The sequence below is a fragment of the Paenibacillus sp. NEAU-GSW1 genome (assembly GCF_009737085.1).
Lineage (GTDB): Bacteria > Bacillota > Bacilli > Paenibacillales > Paenibacillaceae > Pristimantibacillus.
The window spans coordinates 116517-139357 of sequence record NZ_WOVL01000005.1; the positions used below are offsets into that span (position 1 = coordinate 116517).

At 52.2% G+C, this 22841-nt stretch carries 25 protein-coding genes, 1 pseudogene and 1 other annotated feature; of the genes and pseudogenes, 18 read left to right on the top strand and 8 right to left on the bottom strand.

The window, feature by feature from the left end; translation table 11 throughout:
* Window positions 1-30: 30 nt before the first annotated feature.
* Entirely contained in the window at window positions 31-501 is a 471-nt protein-coding gene (locus tag GOM71_RS04885; RefSeq protein WP_156278636.1) for a GNAT family N-acetyltransferase, read from the bottom strand.
* A 104-nt stretch (window positions 502-605) separates the two neighbouring features.
* On the opposite strand from GOM71_RS04885, the gene GOM71_RS04890 reads away from it, so the two are divergent.
* The gene (locus tag GOM71_RS04890; protein WP_156278637.1) at window positions 606-1565 is read left to right on the top strand and encodes an alpha/beta hydrolase; all 960 of its coding nucleotides are present in this window, start codon (window positions 606-608) and stop codon (window positions 1563-1565) included.
* A gap of 97 nt (window positions 1566-1662) precedes the next feature.
* Complete coding sequence (locus GOM71_RS04895) at window positions 1663-2634, top strand: glycoside hydrolase family 25 protein (protein WP_156278638.1); 972 nt, start codon at window positions 1663-1665, stop codon at window positions 2632-2634.
* A 454-nt stretch (window positions 2635-3088) separates the two neighbouring features.
* Here the strand turns inward: GOM71_RS04895 and GOM71_RS04900 are convergent, their stop codons facing one another.
* Window positions 3089-3271, bottom strand: a complete 183-nt coding sequence (locus GOM71_RS04900; RefSeq protein WP_173275195.1) for a hypothetical protein — start codon at window positions 3269-3271, stop codon at window positions 3089-3091.
* Window positions 3272-3341: 70 nt separating this feature from the next.
* Here GOM71_RS04900 and GOM71_RS04905 point away from each other — a divergent pair, with 70 nt between their 5' ends.
* The 11 genes from GOM71_RS04905 to GOM71_RS04950 all read left to right on the top strand — a co-directional run bounded on the left by GOM71_RS04905 (window position 3342) and on the right by GOM71_RS04950 (window position 11493).
* Complete coding sequence (locus GOM71_RS04905) at window positions 3342-3992, top strand: pentapeptide repeat-containing protein (RefSeq protein ID WP_173275217.1); 651 nt, start codon at window positions 3342-3344, stop codon at window positions 3990-3992.
* Between the two features lie 123 nt (window positions 3993-4115).
* Entirely contained in the window at window positions 4116-4379 is a 264-nt protein-coding gene (locus GOM71_RS04910; RefSeq protein WP_156278641.1) for a hypothetical protein, read from the top strand.
* Between the two features lie 80 nt (window positions 4380-4459).
* A complete protein-coding gene (gene cdaS / locus GOM71_RS04915; protein ID WP_156278642.1) occupies window positions 4460-5071 on the top strand; it encodes a sporulation-specific diadenylate cyclase CdaS in 612 nt (203 codons plus the stop codon).
* 205 nt (window positions 5072-5276) lie between these two features.
* Window positions 5277-6365: a PQQ-dependent sugar dehydrogenase gene (locus tag GOM71_RS04920; protein WP_156278643.1), complete on the top strand. Its 1089-nt coding sequence runs from the start codon at window positions 5277-5279 to the stop codon at window positions 6363-6365.
* Window positions 6366-6446: 81 nt separating this feature from the next.
* The gene (locus GOM71_RS04925) at window positions 6447-6881 is read left to right on the top strand and encodes an SRPBCC family protein (protein ID WP_156278644.1); all 435 of its coding nucleotides are present in this window, start codon (window positions 6447-6449) and stop codon (window positions 6879-6881) included.
* Window positions 6868-7233, top strand: a complete 366-nt coding sequence (locus GOM71_RS04930; RefSeq protein ID WP_156278645.1) for an ArsR/SmtB family transcription factor — start codon at window positions 6868-6870, stop codon at window positions 7231-7233. The genes GOM71_RS04925 and GOM71_RS04930 overlap by 14 nt, the downstream gene beginning before the upstream one ends.
* 194 nt (window positions 7234-7427) lie before the next feature.
* A complete protein-coding gene (locus GOM71_RS04935) occupies window positions 7428-8507 on the top strand; it encodes an undecaprenyldiphospho-muramoylpentapeptide beta-N-acetylglucosaminyltransferase (RefSeq protein ID WP_156278646.1) in 1080 nt (359 codons plus the stop codon).
* Between the two features lie 233 nt (window positions 8508-8740).
* Window positions 8741-10138 (top strand): threonine synthase, encoded by a 1398-nt coding sequence (gene thrC, locus GOM71_RS04940; protein WP_156278647.1) that lies wholly within the window; start codon window positions 8741-8743, stop codon window positions 10136-10138.
* On the top strand, window positions 10138-10344 hold the full coding sequence (locus GOM71_RS23725; RefSeq protein WP_173275220.1) for a hypothetical protein: 207 nt from the start codon (window positions 10138-10140) through the stop codon (window positions 10342-10344). Before thrC ends, GOM71_RS23725 begins: the two co-directional genes overlap by 1 nt.
* The gene (locus GOM71_RS04945; RefSeq protein ID WP_156278731.1) at window positions 10344-11090 is read left to right on the top strand and encodes an SDR family NAD(P)-dependent oxidoreductase; all 747 of its coding nucleotides are present in this window, start codon (window positions 10344-10346) and stop codon (window positions 11088-11090) included. Before GOM71_RS23725 ends, GOM71_RS04945 begins: the two co-directional genes overlap by 1 nt.
* A gap of 160 nt (window positions 11091-11250) precedes the next feature.
* Window positions 11251-11493 (top strand): hypothetical protein, encoded by a 243-nt coding sequence (locus GOM71_RS04950; protein WP_156278648.1) that lies wholly within the window; start codon window positions 11251-11253, stop codon window positions 11491-11493.
* An 85-nt stretch (window positions 11494-11578) separates the two neighbouring features.
* Here GOM71_RS04950 and GOM71_RS04955 read toward each other — a convergent pair whose 3' ends face one another.
* Window positions 11579-12592 (bottom strand): LLM class flavin-dependent oxidoreductase, encoded by a 1014-nt coding sequence (locus tag GOM71_RS04955; protein ID WP_156278649.1) that lies wholly within the window; start codon window positions 12590-12592, stop codon window positions 11579-11581.
* 203 nt (window positions 12593-12795) lie between these two features.
* On the opposite strand from GOM71_RS04955, the gene GOM71_RS04960 reads away from it, so the two are divergent.
* Complete coding sequence (locus GOM71_RS04960; protein ID WP_156278650.1) at window positions 12796-13074, top strand: hypothetical protein; 279 nt, start codon at window positions 12796-12798, stop codon at window positions 13072-13074.
* 96 nt (window positions 13075-13170) lie between these two features.
* Here the strand turns inward: GOM71_RS04960 and fabF are convergent, their stop codons facing one another.
* Entirely contained in the window at window positions 13171-14433 is a 1263-nt protein-coding gene (fabF, locus tag GOM71_RS04965) for a beta-ketoacyl-ACP synthase II (protein WP_156278651.1), read from the bottom strand.
* Between the two features lie 203 nt (window positions 14434-14636).
* Between fabF and GOM71_RS04970 the strand changes: the two genes are divergently transcribed.
* On the top strand, window positions 14637-15476 hold the full coding sequence (locus tag GOM71_RS04970; RefSeq protein ID WP_156278652.1) for a helix-turn-helix transcriptional regulator: 840 nt from the start codon (window positions 14637-14639) through the stop codon (window positions 15474-15476).
* A gap of 89 nt (window positions 15477-15565) precedes the next feature.
* Window positions 15566-15694 (top strand): annotated as a pseudogene (locus tag GOM71_RS04975) (SDR family oxidoreductase); the annotation flags it as partial.
* A 4-nt stretch (window positions 15695-15698) separates the two neighbouring features.
* On the opposite strand, the gene argS reads toward GOM71_RS04975, so the two are convergent.
* The 3 genes from argS to GOM71_RS04990 form a co-directional block, all read right to left on the bottom strand.
* Window positions 15699-17411 (bottom strand): arginine--tRNA ligase, encoded by a 1713-nt coding sequence (gene argS, locus GOM71_RS04980; protein ID WP_156278653.1) that lies wholly within the window; start codon window positions 17409-17411, stop codon window positions 15699-15701.
* A gap of 127 nt (window positions 17412-17538) precedes the next feature.
* Window positions 17539-17758, bottom strand: a binding site (T-box leader).
* Between the two features lie 487 nt (window positions 17759-18245).
* Window positions 18246-18752: a DUF4178 domain-containing protein gene (locus GOM71_RS04985; protein ID WP_156278654.1), complete on the bottom strand. Its 507-nt coding sequence runs from the start codon at window positions 18750-18752 to the stop codon at window positions 18246-18248.
* Window positions 18753-18781: 29 nt separating this feature from the next.
* Window positions 18782-19456, bottom strand: coding sequence for a PspA/IM30 family protein (locus GOM71_RS04990; protein ID WP_156278655.1), 675 nt, complete (start codon window positions 19454-19456; stop codon window positions 18782-18784).
* A gap of 398 nt (window positions 19457-19854) precedes the next feature.
* Here GOM71_RS04990 and GOM71_RS04995 point away from each other — a divergent pair, with 398 nt between their 5' ends.
* Window positions 19855-20622: a MerR family transcriptional regulator gene (locus tag GOM71_RS04995; protein ID WP_156278732.1), complete on the top strand. Its 768-nt coding sequence runs from the start codon at window positions 19855-19857 to the stop codon at window positions 20620-20622.
* Between the two features lie 97 nt (window positions 20623-20719).
* Window positions 20720-21682, top strand: coding sequence for an EamA family transporter (locus tag GOM71_RS05000; RefSeq protein ID WP_156278656.1), 963 nt, complete (start codon window positions 20720-20722; stop codon window positions 21680-21682).
* A 161-nt stretch (window positions 21683-21843) separates the two neighbouring features.
* On the opposite strand, the gene GOM71_RS05005 is transcribed toward GOM71_RS05000, so the two are convergent.
* Window positions 21844-22731 (bottom strand): AraC family transcriptional regulator, encoded by an 888-nt coding sequence (locus tag GOM71_RS05005; RefSeq protein WP_156278657.1) that lies wholly within the window; start codon window positions 22729-22731, stop codon window positions 21844-21846.
* Window positions 22732-22841: the final 110 nt, after the last annotated feature.

The window sequence follows — 22841 nt, forward strand, 5'->3', positions numbered from 1 at the left end:
GGCCCAAGCTTCTTTTTTGGCTCATCAACATTAACGCAGCTTTTTGCTCATTACATACCAATAGTCGGTTTCCGCAGGATACGCATGCTCCTCGATCACTTCATACTGCAGTTTTTTATAGTAGGAGACATTGTCCGGAATCGACAAGCGGACCTCAAGCCGTGTCTCGGATAAACCTGCGTTCAGCGTCAAGCTTTCGATATGCTCGACCATCGCTTTGGCGATGCCTTTGCAGCGGTGAGAAGGGAGCACTGCCACTCTTCCGAGGTAGATGTAGTCATCAATTCGATAATATTGGGCGGAACCGACAGCCTGTCCTTCAGCAAGGGCAAGAACCGCTCCTCCGCTGCGGCTAATTTTATCCGTTATCGAATCAATCGTTTCAGAGAACGCTCCCGAAGGCGGATTCAGCTTTCCGCGATATTGCTCAAAGGATTGTATCATAATGGTATAAACAAGCGGGATTTCCTCATTCGTTGCCGTTCGAAGACTCGTTTCCATGATTAGCCTCCTGAAGATTTTATTTTTGCAGCTTTTTCCTTTATTCTAGCATAAAGCAAAAAAATTGAAAGATTGGGAACTTGACGATAAGGGGGCGCCAGACGATGAAACCGGAAATAAAGCCGAGATTAAAGGCGGGCATAAGGCTTCTGGTCGGGATGCTGTTGGTTCCGCAAATGCTGCTGCTTGCGGGCTGCGGCGGGGGAAGCGAAATAGAACGGATGATGGTTGATGCAAGTGGCTCGGCAAGGGAGGCATTATCGGCAGAGGCTCAAGCGGGCGAATTATCGGCGATGCAGCATTTGACGATAGCGAGCACGGCGCTGGGCAAAGCAATGAAAATTAATGTTTATTTGCCGGAAGGTTATTCGGACGGAAAGGATGTCTATCCGGTGCTGTACGCGCTGCATGGGAAGAACGGCAACGAAAACAGCTTTTTCGCCAATGGGTTGAATATGGGGGAGAAAGCGGCGAAGCTTGCGCGCGAAGGGCGAATCAAGCCGATGATTATCGTTGCCCCGCAGCTGGACAACAGCTACGGCGTCAACTCGGCGGAGAAGCCCAAGGACAAAAATGAATATCAGCTCGGCATGTATGAGGACTTTCTGATAAAAGAGGTCATACCGGCCATTGATGCGAGCTTCAATACGATAAAAAGCCGCGAGGGGCGATACATTGGCGGCATTTCGATGGGCGGCTATGCGGCGCTGCATTTGGCTTTTACCTACCCGTCGATGTTCAGCAAAGTTGGAGGACATAGCGCAGCGGTATGGGAGGAGACGCCGGAGTATTTGACATGGCTGTACGGTGGGGAAAGCACGCAGGAGGAAGTCGATCCGGTCCGTCTTGCGGCACAAGGGAAGGCGCTGGACTTAGCGGTTTATCTCGACCACGGCAGCAAGGAGCATGAGCATATAGCGGCTGGCAACAAGGCTCTTATTGCGGAGTTGGACAAGACGGGAGCCAGCTACGAGTTTCATACAAGCTCGGGCGGACACAACAATAAATATTGGGCGGCGCATATCGAAGATTATTTGCTGTTCTACGACGGGACGTCCAAGTAGCAGGCTATCCATGCTGTACAAACGCCGTTTCGAACAATGGCTTGGCTGCTTATGATGAAAATGCGGGATTTGCTGAAGAGAGGAGCTTTTCATCAACATGCAATCAAGAAGCAGCGGCAATGCGCAGGGGATCGATGTTTCCCACTACCAAGGATCGATAAATTGGCAGAAAGTTAAGGCGGACGGCATTGTTTTTGCTTTCGCAAAAGCAAGTGAAGGACAGTCCTATCGCGACGATCGGTTTGCTGCCAATGTGGCCGGAGCGCGGGATGCCGGCGTTCTAATCGGCGCCTATCATTTCGTGAATGCAACGTCGACGGAAGCGGCAAAGCAGGAGGCGAACAATTTTGCATGCGCGATTGCGGATGCAGGAGGAATCAGCTTGTTGGATTTGCCGCCTGTGATGGATTACGAGAACAATCCGGGCGGACTTAGCGGCAGCGAAATCAGCGCGGTAGCGAAAGCTTTTTTGAGCGAGGTGGAGAATCTCGTAGGCGTAAAACCGATTGTGTATACGGGAAACAGCTTTGCCTCTAATTTTGACTCATCGCTGGGAGATTACGAGCTGTGGATTGCTAGATACAGCAGCAGTCAGGTGCCTTCCGATACTGCGGCTTGGTCCAAATGGACGTTCTGGCAGTATAGCGACGGCTCTCAGGGCGGCTATCGGCCGGACGGCACCCGTTCGGTTGACGGAATTGGCGGACCGGTAGACTTGAATGAATATGACGGCACGGAACAAGAGCTACGCGACAGCTATAAAGGGGATGAACCGATGACAGATGATGAAAAGCTGGCGTTTGACCAATTGTCGGCAAGAGTGGCCGATCTGGAAAAGTTCGTGAACATTTCGGGCAATCAGGTGCCGCCAAGCTGGGCGCAGCCTGCTCTTGATGCCGCGCTCGAAGCAGGCATTATAACAACGGTCAACGATAAGGGCGAGCCGGAGCTTGTGACGATCCAGATGCTGTACAATGCGGGGCTGCTAAACAGCGAGCTTGTTGCGTTCTTTAAAGAATTCAGCGTCGCAACGCGCAAAGCGATCGAGGATTTGGAAGCGGACAAGTAAGCGGGGCGAGGCGCTAGTGTTAGCGTAGCAGAACTGCGGTTGATGGGCTCGCTATACTGGAAAAATCCAGTGTAGCGAGCCTAAATGCTGAATTTGAGCCGAAGTTAGTGGATAAATCCAATATAGCGAGCTGAAATGGTGCGTACGGGCGAAAGTTAGTGGATAAATCCAATATAGCGAGCTGAAATGGTGCGTACGGGCCGAAGTTAGTGTATAAATCCAATATAGCGAGCTGAAATGGTGCGTACGGGCGGAAGTTACTGGATAACTCCAATATAGCGAGCTGAAATGGTGCGTACGGGCGAAAGTTACTGGATAAATCCAATATAGCCAAGCGAATGATTCTGGAGAAGCGATAGCGTTCGCATTTGTATCCGGATTCCAATTCTATCGAACAATTTCAAGGAATCTGGATACAACAGCGATCGTAAGAACATTCGCTTGCGTAGTTTGCTTATTCAATAAAGACCATCAATACCCCGGCTTCAACATATCCTGGCTTCCCAAGAACGTCGATAACGTGGATTTGCGGCACACGCAGATGCAGCGCGAGAAAGGGCATCACGCTGTGCGCGTAGAAATCTTTTATGACGAGCAGCTTGTCCAAGTCGTGTTTAAAGAAGTACATATTTTTCATTTTTGTCTTGTTGCAAGCCGACGATTGGCAGTTTCTAGTCCAATCAGTTCAATTTAGAAGAGGTGTACGTATGCCAAGCTCCAAAAAGCTCGTCGACGAACCCAAAATGCCGGCTCACTTAGAGCGTGTTCCGTTCGATCCTTATGAAGTGGAAGATGAATATGAAATAAGCGGCCGGAGCATCGCGGATGCCGAATTTAGCGGCCATTCCGCTTATCGGACATGCTTCGTCCGATCGACGTTTACCAATGTCGCGATGCGCGGAACGTCGCTGCGGAAAGCGGAATTCACCGATGTGGTGTTCGAGAGATGCGATCTATCGAATGCGATTTTACAGGAAGCTTCGTTCTATCGGGTTGTTTTCAAGGATTGCAAGCTCATTGGGCTTGATATGACGGACTGCACGCTGCGAAACGTGACTTTCATCGATTGCAACGGGGAATACGGCGTGTTTCGGATGACCGATATTAAACGCGTTAAGCTGGAGGGCGGGTCGTTTGCGTACAGCGACTTTTTCAACTCCAATTTGACGGAATTTTATTTGCGAAATACGAAGCTGGAGCAGGCGCAGTTTTCGCAGACCAAGCTGGCGGGCGTAGACCTCAGCAGTTGCGAGTTTGATAGTCTCGGCGCAACGCTGCAAGATTTGCGCGGCTGTATCATATCGCCTATGCAGGCTGCCGTTTTTGCGGGACAATTTGGCATGGTCGTTAAACGGTAGCGGAGGGCAGCCGTCCCGGAATGCCGTTCCCCCTTTTTTCGCTGTTTCCCCCATTATTGCGTACCATTCTATTAATCTCGCATAGCATGAAAGTGGATGCATCAACGCTTGGGAGGCGATCGGATGGGTTCGAAAGCAAAAGGAATTAGGGAAAATCAAGTTTACTCGAATCGGGTGCTGCGGTCGGAGTTCGACCGGCACTGGTCGACACGGATTTCGAGAACAGGTTATGTCATCTACACGGCGATTGCGGATTGGGCCAAAGTGACCACGCTGCTTAGCAATGGACAAACGAAGATCATTACATTCAAAAAAGGCGGAAAAGTGTTTGTCGGAGGCGGCGGAACGAGCCATTACAGCAAACCGCATTTTGTGAAAACACTGTGACGCGCGTAAAAAGGGCGCCAACTGGGAACTAATAGCAGATAAAGACTACCGCTATTTAGGAAAGTTGGCGACCACCTTACATGGAACAAAGCAAATGCGATTTTTCGCCGCTCAGGCTGGAGCTGAAGCGGGAGCTGCAGGGGATTCGGGATTCCTTCGACGGCCTGTTTCAAAAGCTGGACGATGATGAGAACTGCCTGCTGAATGAGTTCGAGCACATTAAAGATAAAGTCGCCGCGCTGGAGACGCAAGCCGCCGCTTATTATTTAAGATGCTACCTCTCAACGTTTACGAGCAAGTTCGGGGAATTGACGATGGCGGTCAGGCACTTGTCCCAGCGGCGCCACGGCGCGCTTCTTGTCATTCAGCGCGAGCAGCCGGTATTGCCGTTTATTACGCAAGGCATTCCAATTGGGGCGGAGCTGACGCCGTCGCTGCTGGAGACGATCTTTATTCCCGGCGGGCCGCTGCATGACGGCGCGGTATATATTGCCGGCGAAACGATCGTGTCGGCCGGCAATGTGCTGCCGCTCGCTGCAGTCGAGGTCGGCGAGAGGAAGCTCGGCACCCGTCACCGGGCGGCAATGGGGATGACGGAGCAAAGCGACGCGCTTGTGCTCGTCGTCTCGGAGGAGACGGGGCGATCTTCTTTCAGTGTGGAGGGCAAGCTTTATCCGTTTTCGGCTCATTAGCAAACCGCTTCGCCAATCTGGCGCGAGGCGGTTTTTTCGCGCATGCAGCATATGGAACCGCGATCGATGGTGGCACAGTTTTGTAATCGCTTGCGCCCGCCGTTCTATTTTGCGCAAAATAAGGGAATAATAGTTTCATAGAATGGGGTTTAATAAGAAGTGACTTTGAGCTTAGCTCAAAGATCCTGATGTGAGGAGGCAAAGGATGAAAACGAAAACGGTTGTTTTGCTGCTGCTGTTAGCGTTAAGTACGGCGGGACTGATGGCATGCGAAGGGAAAGAGGCGGCGGCGCCGATGGAAAGCGGGAGCAGCGGAGGAAGCGAATATAAAGTGAGGGCAAAGAAGCTGCAGGCGCCGTGGGCGATCGCATTCGATAACGATACGATTTATATAAGCGAACGGGGCGGCAATATGGTTCAACTGATCGGCGATCAAATGAACCGGGAGCCGGTCCGGCTGAACAAGCCGCTGCTCGCGGAAGGAGAAGGCGGGCTGCTCGGACTGGCGCTGGCGCCGGATTTTAGCAAATCGAATGTTGCTTACGTCTATCACACCTATGAGGAAAACGGCGAAGTTCTAAACCGGATTGTCACCGTGGAGCATAAAAACAAAGAGTGGATCGAAACGAAGGCGCTGCTGGAGGGCATACCCGGCTATTTTAACCACAACGGCGGGCGGATTGCGATTGGACCGGATGTTAAGCTATACGTAACGACAGGCGACTCGGGGCAAGAACAACGGGCGCAGCAGTTGGACAACTTAGCGGGCAAAATATTGCGAATGAACCTGGACGGCTCCATTCCTGCTGACAATCCATTCCCTGATTCCTATATTTACTCCTACGGACACCGAAACCCGCAAGGCTTGGCGTGGGATGAGAACGGTCAGCTTTACAGTACGGAGCATGGTCCGTCCGGAGATCCCGGCGGACATGATGAAATCAACCGGATTGCTGCAGGCGGCAATTACGGCTGGCCGGACATTATCGGCGACGCGCAGAAAGAGGGCATGATCGTTCCGCTCTATCATACGGGCGAAGACACAGTCGCTCCGTCAGGCGCCGCTTTCAACGGCAGCGGCAAGCTGCTCGTTGCAGGCCTGCGCGGGCAAGGGCTGTTCCGATACGATTTGCAGAGCGACATATTGGAAAAGCTGGTTTCTGACTTAGGACGGATTCGCGACGTAAAATCGCGTGATGGAAAATGGTATGTTTTGACCAATAATACGGATGGACGAGGTACGCCTTCGGAAGAGGATGATATTCTCATTGAATTGGACGCCCGAAGCTATTGACATGAAACCTATTGGTTTCCTATAATGATGAAGTGAATTAGGAAACCAATAGGTTTCCTATTTTAGGAGGAACAGAACCTAATGACTAACCATACGAATGATGCGAATACGTTACCGGATATTGTGCAGACACAGCTGATGAATGCGCCGATCGAGAAAGTGTGGAAGGCGGTTGCGACGGCGGAAGGGTTGTCCGCATGGTTTATGCCGAACAATTTGGAAGCAGCCGTCGGCCGCGAGTTTACTATTGAGGGCGGTCCGTGGGGACAGTCGCCTTGCAAGGTGACGGAGGTCGACCCGCCTAATCGGCTGGCATTTAATTGGGGCAAGGATTGGACGCTTGCCTTCGAATTGAAAACGGCGGGCGAAGGACAAACGGAAGTAACGATTATCCATAGCGGCTGGACGGCCGATTCGGTAACGGAGTTTGGCGAGGCGCATTCGCTTGTGCGGGAGCGCATGAACGGCGGCTGGGGCAAGCTGAAATTCGCGCTTCAGAAGCATGTCGAAGCTTAATCAACCGGCTTCTGAGCCGAAGCATGACGTTTTTCAAGCGATTGCCGACCCGACAAGGCGCAGTCTGCTGCAGCTGCTGGTGGATCAGGAAATGCCGGTTAATGCGTTAAGCGAGCATTTTCCGATTAGCCGGACGGCCGTATCGAAGCATTTGCGCGTTCTGTCGGAGGCCGGGCTTGTGAAGGAGCGAAAAGTAGGACGGGAAACTCGCTACCGGCTGGACGCGGAGCCGCTTCGCGAGCTGCAGCGCTGGCTCGCCTACTATGAGCGTTTCTGGGAAAACAAGCTGGGCGCGCTCAAACGGTATGTTGAAGCCGATGCTGGAGGAAGCAGCTCGGCGGGAGAGAAATAACGGAGCAAAGTTCCGCTATTATTTCCGCACAACGCCGCAAGCGGCGGTAAGCGAACAGCTCCATAAAAGATTAAAAGGCGAAATCGCGATGCAATCCATCGCGATTTTGTCTTTTAATCTTTTTATACTGGAAATAGGCGAGCAGGGTGGCATACAATAGGGGGATAGTTAGGCTGAGCGAGGAGTGAGGACGCATGCAAAACAAAAAAATTATGTTTACTGGCGGCGGATCGGCGGGACATGTGACCGTTAACCTGGCATTGATTCCACGGTTTCAGGAAGAAGGCTGGTCCGTCGATTACATAGGTTCGGAGGCGGGCATCGAGCGGCAGTTGATCGCACCGCTTAGAAATGTGAAATATTACGGTATCGCAACAGGCAAGCTAAGACGGTACCTGGATTGGCAAAATGTAAAGGACCCTTTCAAAGTCATTAAAGGCGCGTTTCAAGCGTATCGGATCATTAAGAAAGAGAAGCCGGACGTGCTTTTCTCCAAAGGCGGCTTCGTCTCGGTGCCGGTCGTTCTGGGCGCTAAGTTGAATCGCGTGCCGGTGCTCATACACGAATCCGATCTGACGCCGGGATTGGCGAATCGTATCGCGATTCCGATGGCGACGGGCGTTTGCACGACGTTTGCGGAGACGGAACAGCACTTGCCTTCGGGCAAAGCCCGTTATGTCGGCGCTGTAATCCGCGAGCAGCTTAAACGCGGCGATGCTGCGAAAGGTCGCGCTTATTGCGGCTTTAACGCCATGAAGCCTGTGCTGCTTATTATGGGTGGAAGTCTTGGCGCGCGTAAAATCAACCAAGCGGTGAGAGCGTCACTCAGCCGTCTTACCGAGCGTTTTCAAATTGTGCATCTGTGCGGCAAAGGCCAAGTGGAGCCTGGGTTGGATTCGCCGAACTACAAGCAGTACGAGTATATTAATGAAGAGCTTCCGGATGTGCTGGCAATGGCGGACGTCGTCATTTCCCGGGCGGGCTCGAACTCGATTTTTGAATTTTTATATTTGCGCAAGCCGATGCTGCTCATTCCGCTGACGAAGGAGCAGAGCCGAGGCGACCAAATTTTGAATGCACGCTCGTTTCAAAATTCCGGCTATAGCGATGTTCTGTATGAAGAGCAGATGACGCCGGAAACGCTGGCGAGCAGTGTTGAAGCTTTGTATGCAAGCCGCGGCATCTACATTGACCGGATGCAGCTGGACGAGCGCAAGGACACGCTCGAAATTTTGTTTAAACTGATTAAAGACACGGCAAAGACGCGTAAATAAAAGGGATGCACGCCTAGCTTCGGCGAATCTTACACAGAGAGAAGCTCTCTACATCAGATGAAGATGGAACTGGATCAACGCGGCAGCGCAGGGACAGGCATCGCTTTTTAGCTGGAAAATAAGACCGATTCAACCTCAAGCAAATTATTGCTTGAGGTTGGAGCGGTCTTTTTCGTATAATGGGGGGAAACATGGCAGGGCGTTTGCGTCAAATTGCAGGAGGGAATCGGAAAATGGAATATATCAGTACCCGAGGCAATGTCGGGAAAATCGGATTTATCGACGCTTTTTTGATGGGCTTGGCGGATGACGGAGGCTTGCTCGTACCTAACGAGATTCCGGCCGTATCGGCTGAAAAGCTGAAACAATGGCAAAACCTCAGCTATCAAGAGCTGGTTCTGGAAATTTTCTCGCTCTACACGAATGACGAAATTCCGCAAGAGGATCTGAAACAGCTCGTGAACGACAGCTATGCGACGTTCCGCGATCCGCAGGTAACGCCTGTTCGCAAGCTGAAGGACGGACTGTTCCTGCTCGAGCTGTTCCACGGGCCGACTTTTGCGTTTAAGGATATTGCTCTGCAATTTATGGGCCAGCTTTACACGTATGTGTCCAAGAAGCTGAACAAAAAAATTCATATCCTCGGCGCTACGTCCGGCGATACCGGCGCTTCGGCGATCCAAGGCGTACGCGGCAAAGAGGGCATTAAAATTTGTATTCTGCATCCGAACGGCAAGGTCAGCAAGGTGCAAGAGCTGCAAATGACAACCGTTCAAGACGAGAATGTGCTTAACCTTTCGGTTGAAGGCAACTTCGACGATTGCCAGCGCATCATCAAAGATCTGTTCGCGGATCTCGACTTCAAATCGAATAATCACCTTTGCGCAATTAACTCCATTAACTTTGTCCGCATTATGGCGCAAACCGTGTATTACTTCTACTCGTATTTCCAAGTTGTGAAGGAAACGGGCGTAGAGCAGCCGCTGAACTTCAGCGTGCCGACAGGCAACTTTGGCGATATTTTTGCCGGTTACTTGGCGAAGCGGATGGGCTTGCCGGTGAATAAGCTCATTCTGGCTACAAACGAAAACAACATTTTGGAGCGCTTCATTCACGAGGGCGTGTACAAGCCGGGCGATTTCCGCACGACTTACAGCCCGTCGATGGATATCCAAGTGGCGAGCAACTTCGAGCGCTATTTGTACTATGTGCTTGGCGAAGATGCGGCGCAAATTCGCGAGCTGATGGACAGCTTCAAGCGCAATGGCGAGATCGTCATCGGCGGCGAAGCGCTTGCCCTCGTACAAGCGGAGTTTGCCGCTCATGGCGTGCAAGGACAAGAGTGTCTCGATACGATTACGAAATATAAGGCGGAGACCGGCTACCTGCTTGACCCGCATTCGGCATGCGGCGTTTCGGCTACCGAAGTACGCAGCGGCCAAGGCGAAGTAACGGTATCGCTGGCAACGGCGCATCCTGCGAAGTTTAACGAAGCAATCGAGCTTTGCGGCATTGAGCAGGAGTTCCCGGAGCAAATCGCATCGCTCTTCAACAAACCGCAGCGTCAAACGATGGTGGATGGTTCGCAAGAAGAGATCGTTCGCGAGCTCGTTAAATTTTATAACGCCTAATGATTGAGGTTGAAGCTTTCGTTCCGCAGTTTGCGGGGCGAAAGCTTTTTTTTCGCTTCTGGTCGGAGATTGCGTCAGCGTATGGCGGTGCGATTGCGGTTGCGAGCGCGTCGCGTTGCGGCCGCGGCAGGCGAATGATAGGATTACGATTAAACAGCAAGCAGGAATGTTGGGATTCGATCAAGGTGACAGAGGAGCTGGCATGATGAAATTTAGCGATAAAGTGGTTGTGATTACGGGGGCTGGCCAAGGCATTGGCCGCGCTTTGGCGTTGTCATATGCCGAGCATGGAGCGGCAGTCGTTGCTGTCGATCGGAACGCGGAGACGGTACAACAGACCGTTAACGGCATTAAGGAGGCGGGAGGTAACGCTTCAGCGCATCCTCTAGATTTAACTAAGCCGGAAGAGATTGAAGCCTTATTCGCCGAAATTCGCGAGCGTTATGGCAGGACGGATGTGCTGATCAATAATGCGGGTTTATCGGTATGGAAATCGCCATACGATATTACGCTCGATGAATGGGACTATGTGCTGAATACGAATTTGCGAGGAACATTTCTGTGCGCGAGGGAAGCGGCGAAAATAATGCGAGAGCACGGAGGCGGCGCGATCGTCAACCTGTCTTCGACTCGCGCACTGATGTCCGAGCCGAATTCGGAGGCGTATGCGGCATCTAAGGGCGGTATTGTGGCTTTAACGCACGCATTGGCGGTTTCTTTTGCCGAAGATCGCATTCGCGTTAATGCCATTAGCCCAGGCTGGATCGAGAACGGCGATTACAGCGCGCTTCGGGAGGAAGACCACACCCAGCATCCGTCAAGACGCGTAGGGCGACCGGATGACATTGTCCGCACGTGCTTTTATTTGACCGAGCCGGGCAATGATTTTGTTAACGGCATTAACCTCGTCGTTGACGGCGGCATGACGCACAAGATGATTTACGCGGAGTAGAGCGGCTGCGCTGTGCACCGATTCTGCCGGACTTTGGACGATGCAGCCGCATTTTTTTTTGCGTAAAATGATATATTTCGCCGCTTCCGTCCGTCTTATATAGACTAGGCGCTTACTCTATGAAGAATAAGCGGAGATGAACGGAAGGCGGCGATTTCTCATGCGCAGTAACGGCAGGTTGGAGAAGCTGAGAGAAATTGAAATTATCGTATACCGGCTATGTTACGGCCTGCTGCAATCCGAATCGCTGGCGCATGAAGCGGCTAAGGAGCTGTTGATGCGCTTATTTCGCGATGGACGCAATGTGAATTTTACAGGAGCCGCTTATGCGGAGCACGATGCAAAGCTGCTGCGGAGAGAAGCAGCGTCCGTATGCAGCAATTATTTAAGCCGCGCGCAGTAAGGGAGGCGCGACACGGTTGGTGAATGGGCGTCTCGCTGAGCGAGCACCGTTGTTATTAGGCACAAATGCGCCTAATAAGCCCATCCTACAAGCGGCGAGGAAGCTCGAACGCTTCCGCAAGCAGGCGGTACGATTTCAGGCGCGCTTCGAAATTGTGAATGGAGCTCATTACAAGCACCTCGTCCGAATGGTATTGCTCCGCCAGCCGAATAATGCCCTCTTTCACTTTATCAGGGGTGCCGATAATTCGACGTTCTCTCGCGCGGTTAATCCGGTACATGTCGTTTTCGGTATACGGGTAGTCGAGCGCGGTCTGAACGGACGGGAAGCCGTGCTGATCGACGCCGTTCTCAAGCAACAGGAAAAACAGATCCGTGCTAAGCGCAAGCTGATTAGCTTCTTCCTCAGTGTCGGCGCAAATCGCCAGCGCGGCAACCATCGAACGCGGACGGTCATTGGCGAGCGACGGCTGAAAATGCTGCTGATAATGGTTCATCGCCGTCTCGCCGCCAGGCGTTCCGAAAAATTGCGCGAAAGCAAAGGCTGTGCCAAGCTGTGCCGCGATGCGCGCGCTTTCAAAGCTGGAGCCGAGCAGCCACACTTCCGGCGGCTCCTCGATAGCCGGGGCGGCATGCAGGCTCGCGAAATGATGACCCTCCGGCAGCTTGCCGTTCAAATAGCCGACGAAGTCCATAATTTGCTGTGGATACTTGTTGATGTCGACGAACTTATTTTCTTGAAGCGCGCGAGTGGCCAGCGGCATTCCGCCCGGCGCTCGGCCAAAGCCGGCGTCGATTCGTCCGGGATGGAGCGCCTCCAGCAGCTTGAAGTTTTCCGCAACTTTATAAGCGCTGTAATGGGGCAGCATCACGCCGCCGGAGCCGACGCGGATTCGTTTCGTGGCCGCCGCCAAATGCGCGATCAAAATTTCGGGGCTGGAGAACGAGAGCATTTTGCCGGCGTGATGCTCGGATATCCAATAGCGGCTGTAGCCGAGCGATTCCGCTTCCTGCGCGAGACGGGTCGTATCGGCAAGCGCATCCGTCGCTTGCTGGCCTTCATTAATATGTGACTGGTCCAAAATGCCCAGCTTGATCATGTCTGCACCCTCCAGTAACTGTATTCATAGCAAAACGGATAAACTGTTATGTTTTTTGTTACACTTTATAGTATACACGAGTTTATGCATAAAAAACTATAATTGCCTTAGAAATGGGACAAAATCGGCGTAAATATTGACTTGAGCGGCTATTAAGGGTATTATTACACAATCGTGAATCTTGAACAGTAAGGGTGAAAATCTTGAATTCGAAACTGCAAATTAAGAACGTAACCTTGGCGGACAAAGACCTTAAATCCGGATTGTTTCAGTACATTATGACTCTTGGCGACGGTTCCCGCGCGCGCTTGTTCTACAGCAGCAAGCCGGAATGGAAGCTGACTGGCGTTACGCGTATGCTGAACGTGCCTTGCCCGCTTTGCCGGAAAGATTATTACTGCGGCTGCTTCGAAAAAAATGCAGATCTGTTTGATCGTCAGATCAACGAACAAGACCTGATCCCTGCATCGCTGAGAAGCTAAGCTGGCTGACAGTCATCGCCATACCTATCAGAAACGGCTCCGTCCCGAGAGGACGAAGCCGTTTCTTTTTTATGCGCAAGAGCAAAGAGCAATAGTTTACGATTGCGATTGCGCCTCAGGTTCGTATTTTTTTAGCACAATGACGGCATTATGCCCGCCAAAGCCAAACGAGTTGGACAGTCCGATCTGCAAGTTCGCTTCCCGCGCTTGATGAGGAACATAATCGAGATCGCATTCGGGATCGGCCTGATCCAGGTTAATCGTTGGCGGGATGATGTTATCCTGAAGCGTCTTTACGAGGGCTACTGCCTCTAAAGCGCTGGCCGCGCCGAGCAAATGGCCGGTAATGGATTTGTTCGCCGTTACAGGAATATTGCGGGCGTGCTCGCCGAACAGCTTTTTGATCGCTGCCGTTTCCGAAAGGTCGCCGACCTCGGTGCTTGTCGCATGTGCGCTTATGACATCGACATCCTCCGGCGTGATGCCCGCATCTGCCAGAGCCAGCCGCATTGCGTTATAGGCGCCGATCCCTTCCGGATGGGTAGCGACGATGTGATACGCATCCGAGGTTGCGCCATAGCCGATGACCTCGGCGTAAATGTCGGCGCCTCTGGACAGCGCATGGGAGAGCGATTCGAGCACCAGCATCGCAGCCCCTTCCGACATGACAAAGCCGTCTCTTGCTGTATCGAACGGCCGGCTTGCGCGGGTTGGATCGTCATTGCGGCACGATAGCGCTGTGGCGTTGCCAAAGCTCGCAAGCGCAATGTCCGTCACAGCTGCTTCTGTTCCGCCGGCAATGACGGCATCGGCTCCGCCTAAGCGAATAAGCCTTGCCGCTTCGCCGATAGAAGTATTGCCAATCGAGCAGGCGGTGACCGGAGAAAGCGTAGGGCCTGTTGCGCCGTATTTAATGCTGATCATCGCTGCTGCCATATTCGTTATCATCATCGGGACTAGCGTCGGACTGACTTTTTCCGGACCGCGCCCTTGAAGGGTGACCGACTGGTCCAGCAGCGTCTGCAAACCTCCAACGCCCGAGCCGACGTACACGCCCAGCCGTTCGCGATTCAATGGCGACTCGGGGCGGCCTAAGCCCGAATCCTCCCACGCCTGATCTGCGGCGGCCAATGCAAATTGGCAAAACCTGTCCATTCTGCGAGCTTCCTTCTTGCCAAAAAGCGCATCTGCATCGAAATTGCGTATTTGTCCCGCGATTTGCGACTTATGCCGGGAGGCATCAAACGAGTCGATTGCCGAAATGCCGGATTCACCGCGTTTCAAACCTTCCCAAAACTGTTCCACCGAATGGCCAAGCGGGGAGACGACTCCCATGCCTGTAATAACGACTCTTTCCATATCGAATATAACCCTCCTTGATATGCTGATCTTTGTTGGAGCGCAAAGCCGCTCCTAATCCGGATGGTGTTAGCGATTTCCAATTGATGTGTTAGTTGCTATATTGTCACGAATAATATCCTATTACAAGTTGTAGTTTATAATAGTATAATGACTACCATGATAATGGCGCAGCAACGCCGCAATGAAAGAGGTGAGTTGAAATGCAGCAGCAAACGCGACTGCAGGCGTTGTCCGCTTTTTTAAAAACGCAGCGCTCGAAAATAGTTCCTGAATCCGTCGGTTTGCCATCGGGAGCACGTAGGCGGACGCCGGGCTTGCGCAGGGAAGAGGTAGCCCAACTTGCGGGCGTCAGCACGACTTGGTATACGTGGCTGGAGCAGGGGAGAGATATTCGCGTGTCGGCCTCGGTGCTGGATGCCATCGCAAACGCGCTTCAGCTGAGCATCGACGAACGCAAATATTTGTTCGCGCTGGCGCTGGAATCCGGCGCTCAAGTGTCGGCAATCGCAGAGGCGCATCCGGAGATTAGTCCGCCCTTGCAGCGGATTTTACAGGAGCTGCGCAATTGCCCGACGATTATAACCGATCGAAGGCATGATATCGTCGGCTGGAATGAGGCTGCAGCTCATGTCTTTCTGGATTTTGAACGGATTCCCGCCGAGGAGCGAAACATGCTTCGTTTGCTGTTTACGAGAAAAGAGCTTCAGCGTCTGGCGGTAAACTGGGAGCATTTCACGAGCGGATTTCTGGCCATATTTCGCACCTATTACGGACAATATGTCGAGGATGAATGGTACGATCGTTTTATCGGCGAGATGAAGGCAGCACATCCCGAATTCGAACGGCTGTGGCGCCAAAGCGAAGTGAAAACCGCGCCTGAAGTGCTTATCGAATTCCGCCATTCAAAGGCAGGGAAAATGCTGTTCCATCTGACCTCGTTTCAAGTGCAGGGAGGCACGGATCTGAGATGCAGCATCTACACGCCGGCGCCTGAATCGTCGACAGAATTTAAACTAAAGCAATTAATGGACAGAGAATAGAGCAGACCGGCGCTATCCGAGTATTTCATTGTCAAGTTGGACAAATTTGACATGTTAATAATGCTCAGGAGGCGAAGACCACTTAATATCTTCCTCCGATCGGCCGGCTTGGCCGTCCGGAGGAAATCGCTCAAGCCGCCTTATTTCTGCCGAGCGACGCTTCGTCCTTTATGGCCGGAGCGAGCTTAATCGTAGATGGCGGCTATACAGCGCAATAGACCTTTATATTTCCTCCGGCGCTTGAACGCCCAGCAGCTGCAGCCCTTCCTGCAAACGTTGACCAGCGGCTTTGGCGAGCTTTAACTTAGCCTGTCTGTCTTCTGCATTGTCGGTCATAATGCGTTCATGATGATAGAAGCGATTGAACGATTGAGCCAAATCGATCAAGTATCGAGTAAGCAGCGACGGCTCCAGCCGTTCTGCTGCTTGGCGCAGCGCTTCCGGATAGGCAATAAGCTTTTTGAATAGCTGCCAGCCATAGTCGCTCGAGACAGCGGTAAAGTCGGAAGGACTGGTCCCGTTGATCTCGCCGGCAGAATGATCTCCATACTGGCGGGCGGCTTTGCGCAGCAAGCTTTGGATCCTCGCATAACTGTACTGCACATAAGGGCCGGTCTCGCCTTCAAAATTGACCGTATCCGCAATGTTGAAATCGACCTCCAGTATGCGTGAATGCTTCAAATCGCCGAATACGACGGCTCCAATGCCGACGGCTTCGGCTACCTCCAGCTTTCGCTCCAGATTCGGATTTTTCTCGTTAATTTTCAGCAAGGCGTGGCGAACCGCTTCGTCCAGCACATCTTCCAGAAACACGACTTGCCCTTTGCGAGTGGACATTTTTTGCCCGTTTAAGCGCATAAGACCGAAGGGAACATGCTTGCATTGCTTGGCCCACGGTTTACCCATTCGATCAAGAACAAGAAAGAGCTGGCGGAAATGCAGCGATTGCTCCGAGCCGACCACGTACAGCAGCTGATCCCCCTTCATTACATCATGGCGGTAAAGGGCGGTTGCGAGATCGCGGGTCGCATAAATCGAAGCGCCGTCCGATTTTTTAATGATGCAAGGCGGCAGTTCCTCCTCGTCGAGCCGCACGACCATCGCCCCGTCGCTTTCCTCCAACAGCCCAAGCCGTTCAAGCTCATCAGCCGCCGCATCCATTTTATCGTTGTAAAAGCTCTCGCCCAGCACGTAATCGAAATGGACGCCGAGACGGTCGTACAGCTTTTGAAACTCCGTTTTGCTGTCGGAGATGAATTGGTTCCAATAAGCCAGTGCCTGCGAATCCCCGGCTTCCAGCCTTGCAAACCATTCTCTTGCCTGAAGCTCCAGCTCCGGTCGCGACTTCGCTTCTTCATGGAATTTAACATATAGCGCCAGGTACGCTTTAATCGGATCGTCAGCCGCAACAATCTCGTGGCCCCATTCCAAATGCGCGGCAATCATTTTGCCGAATTGAGTGCCCCAGTCGCCAAGGTGATTGACGCTCACTGTCTCGTAGCCCACTTTGCGTAAAATACGGTATAGCGCATGGCCAATCATCGTTGAGCGCAAATGTCCGATCCCGAACGGCTTTGCGATGTTCGGCGAAGACATGTCGATAATGACCCGTTTGCCGCCGCCGACGGAAGGCGTGCCGCCGTTTCCGGAAAGCTGTTCGTCGAACCAGCGCTTCATGAGCCGCGGGCGATTCATTTTGAAATTCAAATAGGGACCTTCCGCATGTACGCTCCACCAATCGCTTGCGGCCAGAGGGGCGAACTCGGCGGCGATTTGCTGCGGGCTTCGTTTAAGTTTTTTGGCGAGGATGAAACAAGGAAAGGCGACGTCTCCGAACGCTTCGTTCGCCGGCGTTTCAAGCGCCAGCAGCAATTCCTCTTCGCTAAGCGGAAATACGGTTTGCAGTTTTTGAGCGACAAGCTTCATGAACGACATGGAATCGACTCCTTTAAAAGTTTTGCTTCGAAAGCGTCTGCTTCGTTTTGCGAAGCAAAACTTGCTTCGAAAGCGTCCGCTTATACAGCCGTTATTTGGCCGAAAAAACAGAAAAACCCCGTCTCGATAAAGAGACGGGGTTCATTCCCGCGGTACCACTCTAATTGCCCGATTGAATGCCGGACAGCTCTCCGTTATAACGGTTCCGAACCGGGCAGACCTACCTGATGCTTCATCGGCCAGCCATCTCACGGGTCCGCTTCGCGCTTGATCGTCAATGCCGGCTCTCACCGTCCCGGCTCGCTTGAAATGACAGATCAGACTACTCTCCCGATCACTGATATTATGGAGCTATAATAAATAATGCAGCGGTGAATGTCAATCTCTTGAAGTTTTAACATCGAAATGCGCGAGGTTAAAAAGGCAAAAGACCCGCCGCAGCGGGTCTTTATAGGAAGTTCAGAGGTTCAAGAGGAATGCTGCATATTGTGCAGGACGGTTACGGCGTCTGATGGATGAATTAGTAGCCTTTGCCGCCCCAAGGACCAACGAAGCCCATGCAGCTGCAAGCGACAATAACTAAGAGAATGAAGAGTACCAAGATTGTTCCTGTGTTAGTAAAAGCGCCACCTACGTATCCGGACATTATGCAATGCACCTCCTCACGTATTGAGTACTCTATAAGTTATGCCTTAGCGGTGCATGATGATTGGGTGTTTGCCAGGGAGACAACTAATAACCGTCATTTGCCCAGTAAGCGATGCGAAAAGCGAGCAAGGGGCGTCCGTCAGTCAAAGGAGATGACTGGCAGGACGCCCCTTGTGTTTGTCAGGCCTACACGCCTCTCAGCACGCGAACATCAGCCGGCAGCACAGCTTCGCCCGCGTACAGCATAAAGCGGCCGTTCTGCCATTCGATGCGAAGCAGCAACATGTCGTCGGACTGATATTGCCATACCGATTGCTCGCCGGTTTGCATGAACGGCGTTTTACCGCTCGAAACAATCATCCCCGCGAATTGTTCCTCCAAATAGTAGGCGCGGCCGTCCAATTCAAGCGTAGCCGGAACTTCGTCAATGGAGTCGAGCCTGCCGTCGATCGGCTCGTAAAGCGCGTATACGGTGCGCTCGCGCTCTTCGATATTGAGGTAGCGAATATCGGTCCCGTCCTGGAGCGTAAGCACAACCGCATTGCGGCTGCGATTGTGCGTCCGGCCTGTTACCTGGTACGTTACGAGTGAAACTTCGCAAACATCGCCGGGGCCCAGGGTCAAAACGCTTTTCTCCGCTTGAACGGGGGCTGGTTTGGACATTATATTTTTAATTCGTTTGAAAATGCTCATGGCACGACTCCTCCGTCAAACGTTGCCCGTTAATCAGCCTTCTCGTATTGCTTCATCAAAGCGGCAAGCTCTTCTTCGACCGCTTTGTCTTTGCCGATCGCGGCGAATTCATCGTCGAGCGATTTGCCTTTCGACTGGGCAAGCTCGTTGCTGGCTTCGGCGCGCGCTTCCATCTCCAGCATCTTTTCTTCCATGCGCTTGAGCCCCGCGCTTGCCGAATCGGTTCCGAAGCCGGCAATCGACTTATTGATTTTCTCTTGCGCTTTCGCGGCGTTGTAGCGCGCGGCGATCGTCTCGCGTTTATTTTTCATCTCCGTCAGCTGCTCGCGCATTTCGTCAAGCTTGGCGCGGAGCGTATCGGCCATGGCTTTGTTGTTGTCGTAGCTCGTTTTGTACTCGGCAGCTTTCGCTTCCGCCGATTTTTTCTCCTCCAGCGCGCGGCGGGCAAGGTCGATGTTTTGTGCCTGCGCGGCGATATGCGCTTGCTCCGTACGCTTCTCTGCGAGCTGAGCTTGCTCTTCATACAGCTGCTTGAATTTTTTCTCCAGCGCGATTTGAGCGGCCACCGCTTTCTCGGCGTCTTCCAAATCCTCGGTCATATCGCGGATGTATTGGTCGGTCAATTTAATCGGATCTTCAGCTTTCTCGATCAGGGCATATACGTTGGAGAGAGTCAGGTCACGAAGTCTTTTGAAAATAGACATTGTACAGTCCTCCTACATTTCATTTAATGGTGTTTTCGATTTGTCGGTACCGAATAGCTCTTCTTACGATTATAAAACCGAAAGGGTTTCAATTGAACGTCATGAAGCCAAAAATATTTAAAATGCGCTGTGCCGGCTGATGCTGAAAAGGTGAAATATGCGTAGAGCTCAGCGGTGAAAGGATGGCATTTGCAATTTATTAATAGCAGTATCCACAGACTTATACCCATTATCAACATAAAAAACAGCGTTCTTTCTTGATTATCCTGAAGTTATCCACAATTATCTGAAAATTTTTATCCACATGTGCGAAAACAGATTTGATCAGGTTGAAATATGCATGTTGACTCTGACGCTGCGTTATCGTTTAGGATGTAGGAAGGGAGAGGATGATGGCGATGATCAAGGTGAATGAGGCGGCAAAAATTGCGGGAGTGAGCGTGCGTACGCTGCACTATTACGACAAAATTGGGCTGCTGAAGCCGTCTCAGATCGGCGAGAACGGGTACCGGTTCTACGGCGAGGCGGATTTCGCCCGGCTGCAGCAAATTCTTTTTTTCAAGGAGCTCGATTTCTCTTTGGAGGACATAAAAGCGATTCTCGATAATCCCGGTTTCGACCGGCGAAGCGCGCTCGAGTCGCATATGGAGCTGCTTGTTGAGAAGAAGCGCCGGATCGAACGCATTATCGCTTCCGTTGAACAAACGATACAGTCCATTAGAGGAGGAACGACCATGTCTAAACAAGAAATGTTCGAACCGTTCGATATGAAGAAGATCGAGGAGCATCAGAAAAAATACGAGCAGGAAGTGAAAGAAAAGTACGGCGGCACGAAAGCTTACGAGGAATCGCAGCGCAGAACGTCGGGCTATACGAAAGAGGACTGGCAGCGAATTTCGGAACAGGTAGGGGCGATTTACCGCCGCATTGCTGCCGCTATGCCCAAAGGTCCGGCGGATGAGGAAGCGCAGGAGGCGATCGGCCAATGGCATAAGCATATTACGGATAGTTATTACGAATGCACGACGGAAATTTTTCGCGGTCTAGGCGATATGTATGTTGCGGATTCGCGCTTTACGGCCAACATTGATAAATACGGCGAAGGGCTCGCTGCCTTTATGCGCGATGCGATGCATATTTACTGCGACCGGTTGGAGCGGGCGTAGGCATTGAGGATTTACAAGCGAATCGCATGCTGTCATGATAGATGGGTAGATGGCATCTGTGTCACTCAACATCGTTATTGACAGGAGAGAAAGCTTCATGGCTTGGCTTGTGTTTGCAATTCTTGCCGCGTGCGGATTTGGCCTGCGGGGCATATTATACCACTGGACCAGCCAGCAGCCGTTAAGCCGCAACGCGCTGCTGTGCGGAACGTTTTTCTCGGGTGCGGTTATCAGTCTGATCTGCGCCATATTGACCGGACAGCAATGGAGCGTATCGGCGTTGATCGGCTTGCAAATGGGACTGTTCTCGTTCGGCGCCAATGCGAGTATGTTCAAAGGATTTGCGGTCGGCAAAGCGTCGCTGGTTGCGATATTGACCGCGCTCCCTTCCGTCGTCGTCGTTATTGTCGCTTACGCGCTATGGGGGGAGAAGCTGAATGCGATGCAGCTGGCTGCTTTTGCCGTCATTATTGCGGGCATTCTGCTCGTCCGTTACTCCAATGATTTGTCATGGGGCAATTTGCAGGGCGCCCAATGGGGATTGCTTGCGATGATTTTATTCGCCGGCAACGATTTGTCGGGCAAATGGTCGACGATGATGGAAGCGGCGATGTTCCCGACGCTCGTCTGCATGTTCGCGATGGGCAGCGCTTGCTTTGGCTTATGGTGGTTAAAAGATGCGCGTTTCGCGCGAAGCGTTGCAACAGCCGTTTCACAGGGCAACGCGCTTGGGGCGCGAGTGAAGGTGGTGAGCATTGCCTCCGTCTCCTCGCTGGCTGAACGCGATGAGATGGCAACAGCGAAGGGACGCTGGAGCGGCAAGCGGACGTTTGCTGTAGGCATGGCGGTAGGCATCACGAATGCGGTCGGCATGATGTTCATCATTACCGCATTTGATCTCGGCAAAGCGGGTCTCGTATCGGCCGTTGCCGCGCTAAATGTGTTAATCGTCCTGTTGTATACGCGATTCATCGTGAAAGAGCGGTTCAGCCGGCTCGAGACGATCGGCATCGCGACAGCATTTGCAGGCATTTTGCTGATGCGGCTGTTTGGCGGGTAAGAAAGAGTCGCGGGAACTGCCCAAGCGGGGTTATTAACCTTGCTTGGGCAGTTTTTTTGTGTGTTCGGTGGAATAGAGCAGGATTGTCTGACGTTTTAGGCCCGTATGAGCCTTAAATTGCCCCAGCAGCAGAGTGCGAATGAGATTAGTCTCATATGAGCCTAAAATTGCAGGTGAGCGATGCTTTTCTTGTACGCGGAAGGCGTGTCGCCGGTAAACTTCTTGAACATGCGGTGAAAGTGGGGCAAGCTTTCGAATCCGCATCGTTCGGCGATGACCGCAATGTTGTCGTCGCTCGCCGCAAGGCGTTCCTTCGCGAGCACGATGCGCTTGGCTGTAACGTATTCGGTCAGGTTCATGCCGGTCAGCTGCTTGAATACGCGGGAGAAATGGGCAGGCGTTACTGAGGCCATGCCGGCAAGCGCGGCAAGCGTCAGCGGCGCTTCGGGATGTTCGTTGATATGGAGCAAAATGTCGCGCATCCATTGCGGTCCGATCAGCGGCAGCTCGGACGATTCGCTTGAGGCTCGCGATGCGTTCGGAATAATGCTGCGGTTCAGCAGCAGTAAAATATGCTCGAGATAAAGAAGCACCGCCTGGCGATAGCCCGGCTGCTTCTCCTCGCGCTCGCGCTGCAAATCGTCGATCAGCCGTTCCAGGCGCACTTGCTCCTGGTTGGTTGGCTCCAGCTTGTAACTTTTATTTTTTTTGGCATGCTCAAAGCAGCGCAAATAGGAGAACGAATCGCCGAGCGAGGCGGCCTGCACAAAGATGGCGCTGAAAAAAATAGCGGTAGAGGTAACGGGATCGACCTTGTCGGGCAGAGAGCGGTGAATCGTGTTGCCCGGAATGATGAACAGGTCGCCGCGTTTCATATCGTAAAACGTCTGATCGATGAAAAAGGTGCCTTTTCCATCGTAAATATAGACCAGCTCATGCCAATCATGCAGATGGTCGGGCAGCTCCGTCTGCCAATGCTTACGGTCGCGGTAGTTGCAGTCGAACGGAAAGGGTGAGCTGAAAATAAACGGTTTGCGCATAGCTTGCATCGGCGAGTGCTCCTTTTATGCGAAAATGATTATTTTTAATGCAGAAAATATCAATATAGAGTATAAAAATGCGGGTTTACGCAATTTTTAAATTCATTATTGGTTTCTAT

What these genes read in the sequence shown, in the direction of transcription:
- GOM71_RS04885 (WP_156278636.1), bottom strand. Translation starts at nt 501, where the DNA reads ATGGAAACGAGTCTTCGAACGGCAACGAATGAGGAAATCCCGCTTGTT.
- GOM71_RS04890 (WP_156278637.1), top strand. Translation starts at nt 606, where the DNA reads ATGAAACCGGAAATAAAGCCGAGATTAAAGGCGGGCATAAGGCTTCTG.
- GOM71_RS04895 (WP_156278638.1), top strand. Translation starts at nt 1,663, where the DNA reads ATGCAATCAAGAAGCAGCGGCAATGCGCAGGGGATCGATGTTTCCCAC.
- GOM71_RS04900 (WP_173275195.1), bottom strand. Translation starts at nt 3,271, where the DNA reads ATGAAAAATATGTACTTCTTTAAACACGACTTGGACAAGCTGCTCGTC.
- GOM71_RS04905 (WP_173275217.1), top strand. Translation starts at nt 3,342, where the DNA reads ATGCCAAGCTCCAAAAAGCTCGTCGACGAACCCAAAATGCCGGCTCAC.
- GOM71_RS04910 (WP_156278641.1), top strand. Translation starts at nt 4,116, where the DNA reads ATGGGTTCGAAAGCAAAAGGAATTAGGGAAAATCAAGTTTACTCGAAT.
- cdaS (WP_156278642.1), top strand. Translation starts at nt 4,460, where the DNA reads ATGGAACAAAGCAAATGCGATTTTTCGCCGCTCAGGCTGGAGCTGAAG.
- GOM71_RS04920 (WP_156278643.1), top strand. Translation starts at nt 5,277, where the DNA reads ATGAAAACGAAAACGGTTGTTTTGCTGCTGCTGTTAGCGTTAAGTACG.
- GOM71_RS04925 (WP_156278644.1), top strand. Translation starts at nt 6,447, where the DNA reads ATGACTAACCATACGAATGATGCGAATACGTTACCGGATATTGTGCAG.
- GOM71_RS04930 (WP_156278645.1), top strand. Translation starts at nt 6,868, where the DNA reads ATGTCGAAGCTTAATCAACCGGCTTCTGAGCCGAAGCATGACGTTTTT.
- GOM71_RS04935 (WP_156278646.1), top strand. Translation starts at nt 7,428, where the DNA reads ATGCAAAACAAAAAAATTATGTTTACTGGCGGCGGATCGGCGGGACAT.
- thrC (WP_156278647.1), top strand. Translation starts at nt 8,741, where the DNA reads ATGGAATATATCAGTACCCGAGGCAATGTCGGGAAAATCGGATTTATC.
- GOM71_RS23725 (WP_173275220.1), top strand. Translation starts at nt 10,138, where the DNA reads ATGATTGAGGTTGAAGCTTTCGTTCCGCAGTTTGCGGGGCGAAAGCTT.
- GOM71_RS04945 (WP_156278731.1), top strand. Translation starts at nt 10,344, where the DNA reads ATGAAATTTAGCGATAAAGTGGTTGTGATTACGGGGGCTGGCCAAGGC.
- GOM71_RS04950 (WP_156278648.1), top strand. Translation starts at nt 11,251, where the DNA reads ATGCGCAGTAACGGCAGGTTGGAGAAGCTGAGAGAAATTGAAATTATC.
- GOM71_RS04955 (WP_156278649.1), bottom strand. Translation starts at nt 12,592, where the DNA reads ATGATCAAGCTGGGCATTTTGGACCAGTCACATATTAATGAAGGCCAG.
- fabF (WP_156278651.1), bottom strand. Translation starts at nt 14,433, where the DNA reads ATGGAAAGAGTCGTTATTACAGGCATGGGAGTCGTCTCCCCGCTTGGC.
- GOM71_RS04970 (WP_156278652.1), top strand. Translation starts at nt 14,637, where the DNA reads ATGCAGCAGCAAACGCGACTGCAGGCGTTGTCCGCTTTTTTAAAAACG.
- argS (WP_156278653.1), bottom strand. Translation starts at nt 17,411, where the DNA reads ATGTCGTTCATGAAGCTTGTCGCTCAAAAACTGCAAACCGTATTTCCG.
- GOM71_RS04985 (WP_156278654.1), bottom strand. Translation starts at nt 18,752, where the DNA reads ATGAGCATTTTCAAACGAATTAAAAATATAATGTCCAAACCAGCCCCC.
- GOM71_RS04990 (WP_156278655.1), bottom strand. Translation starts at nt 19,456, where the DNA reads ATGTCTATTTTCAAAAGACTTCGTGACCTGACTCTCTCCAACGTATAT.
- GOM71_RS04995 (WP_156278732.1), top strand. Translation starts at nt 19,855, where the DNA reads ATGATCAAGGTGAATGAGGCGGCAAAAATTGCGGGAGTGAGCGTGCGT.
- GOM71_RS05000 (WP_156278656.1), top strand. Translation starts at nt 20,720, where the DNA reads ATGGCTTGGCTTGTGTTTGCAATTCTTGCCGCGTGCGGATTTGGCCTG.
- GOM71_RS05005 (WP_156278657.1), bottom strand. Translation starts at nt 22,731, where the DNA reads ATGCAAGCTATGCGCAAACCGTTTATTTTCAGCTCACCCTTTCCGTTC.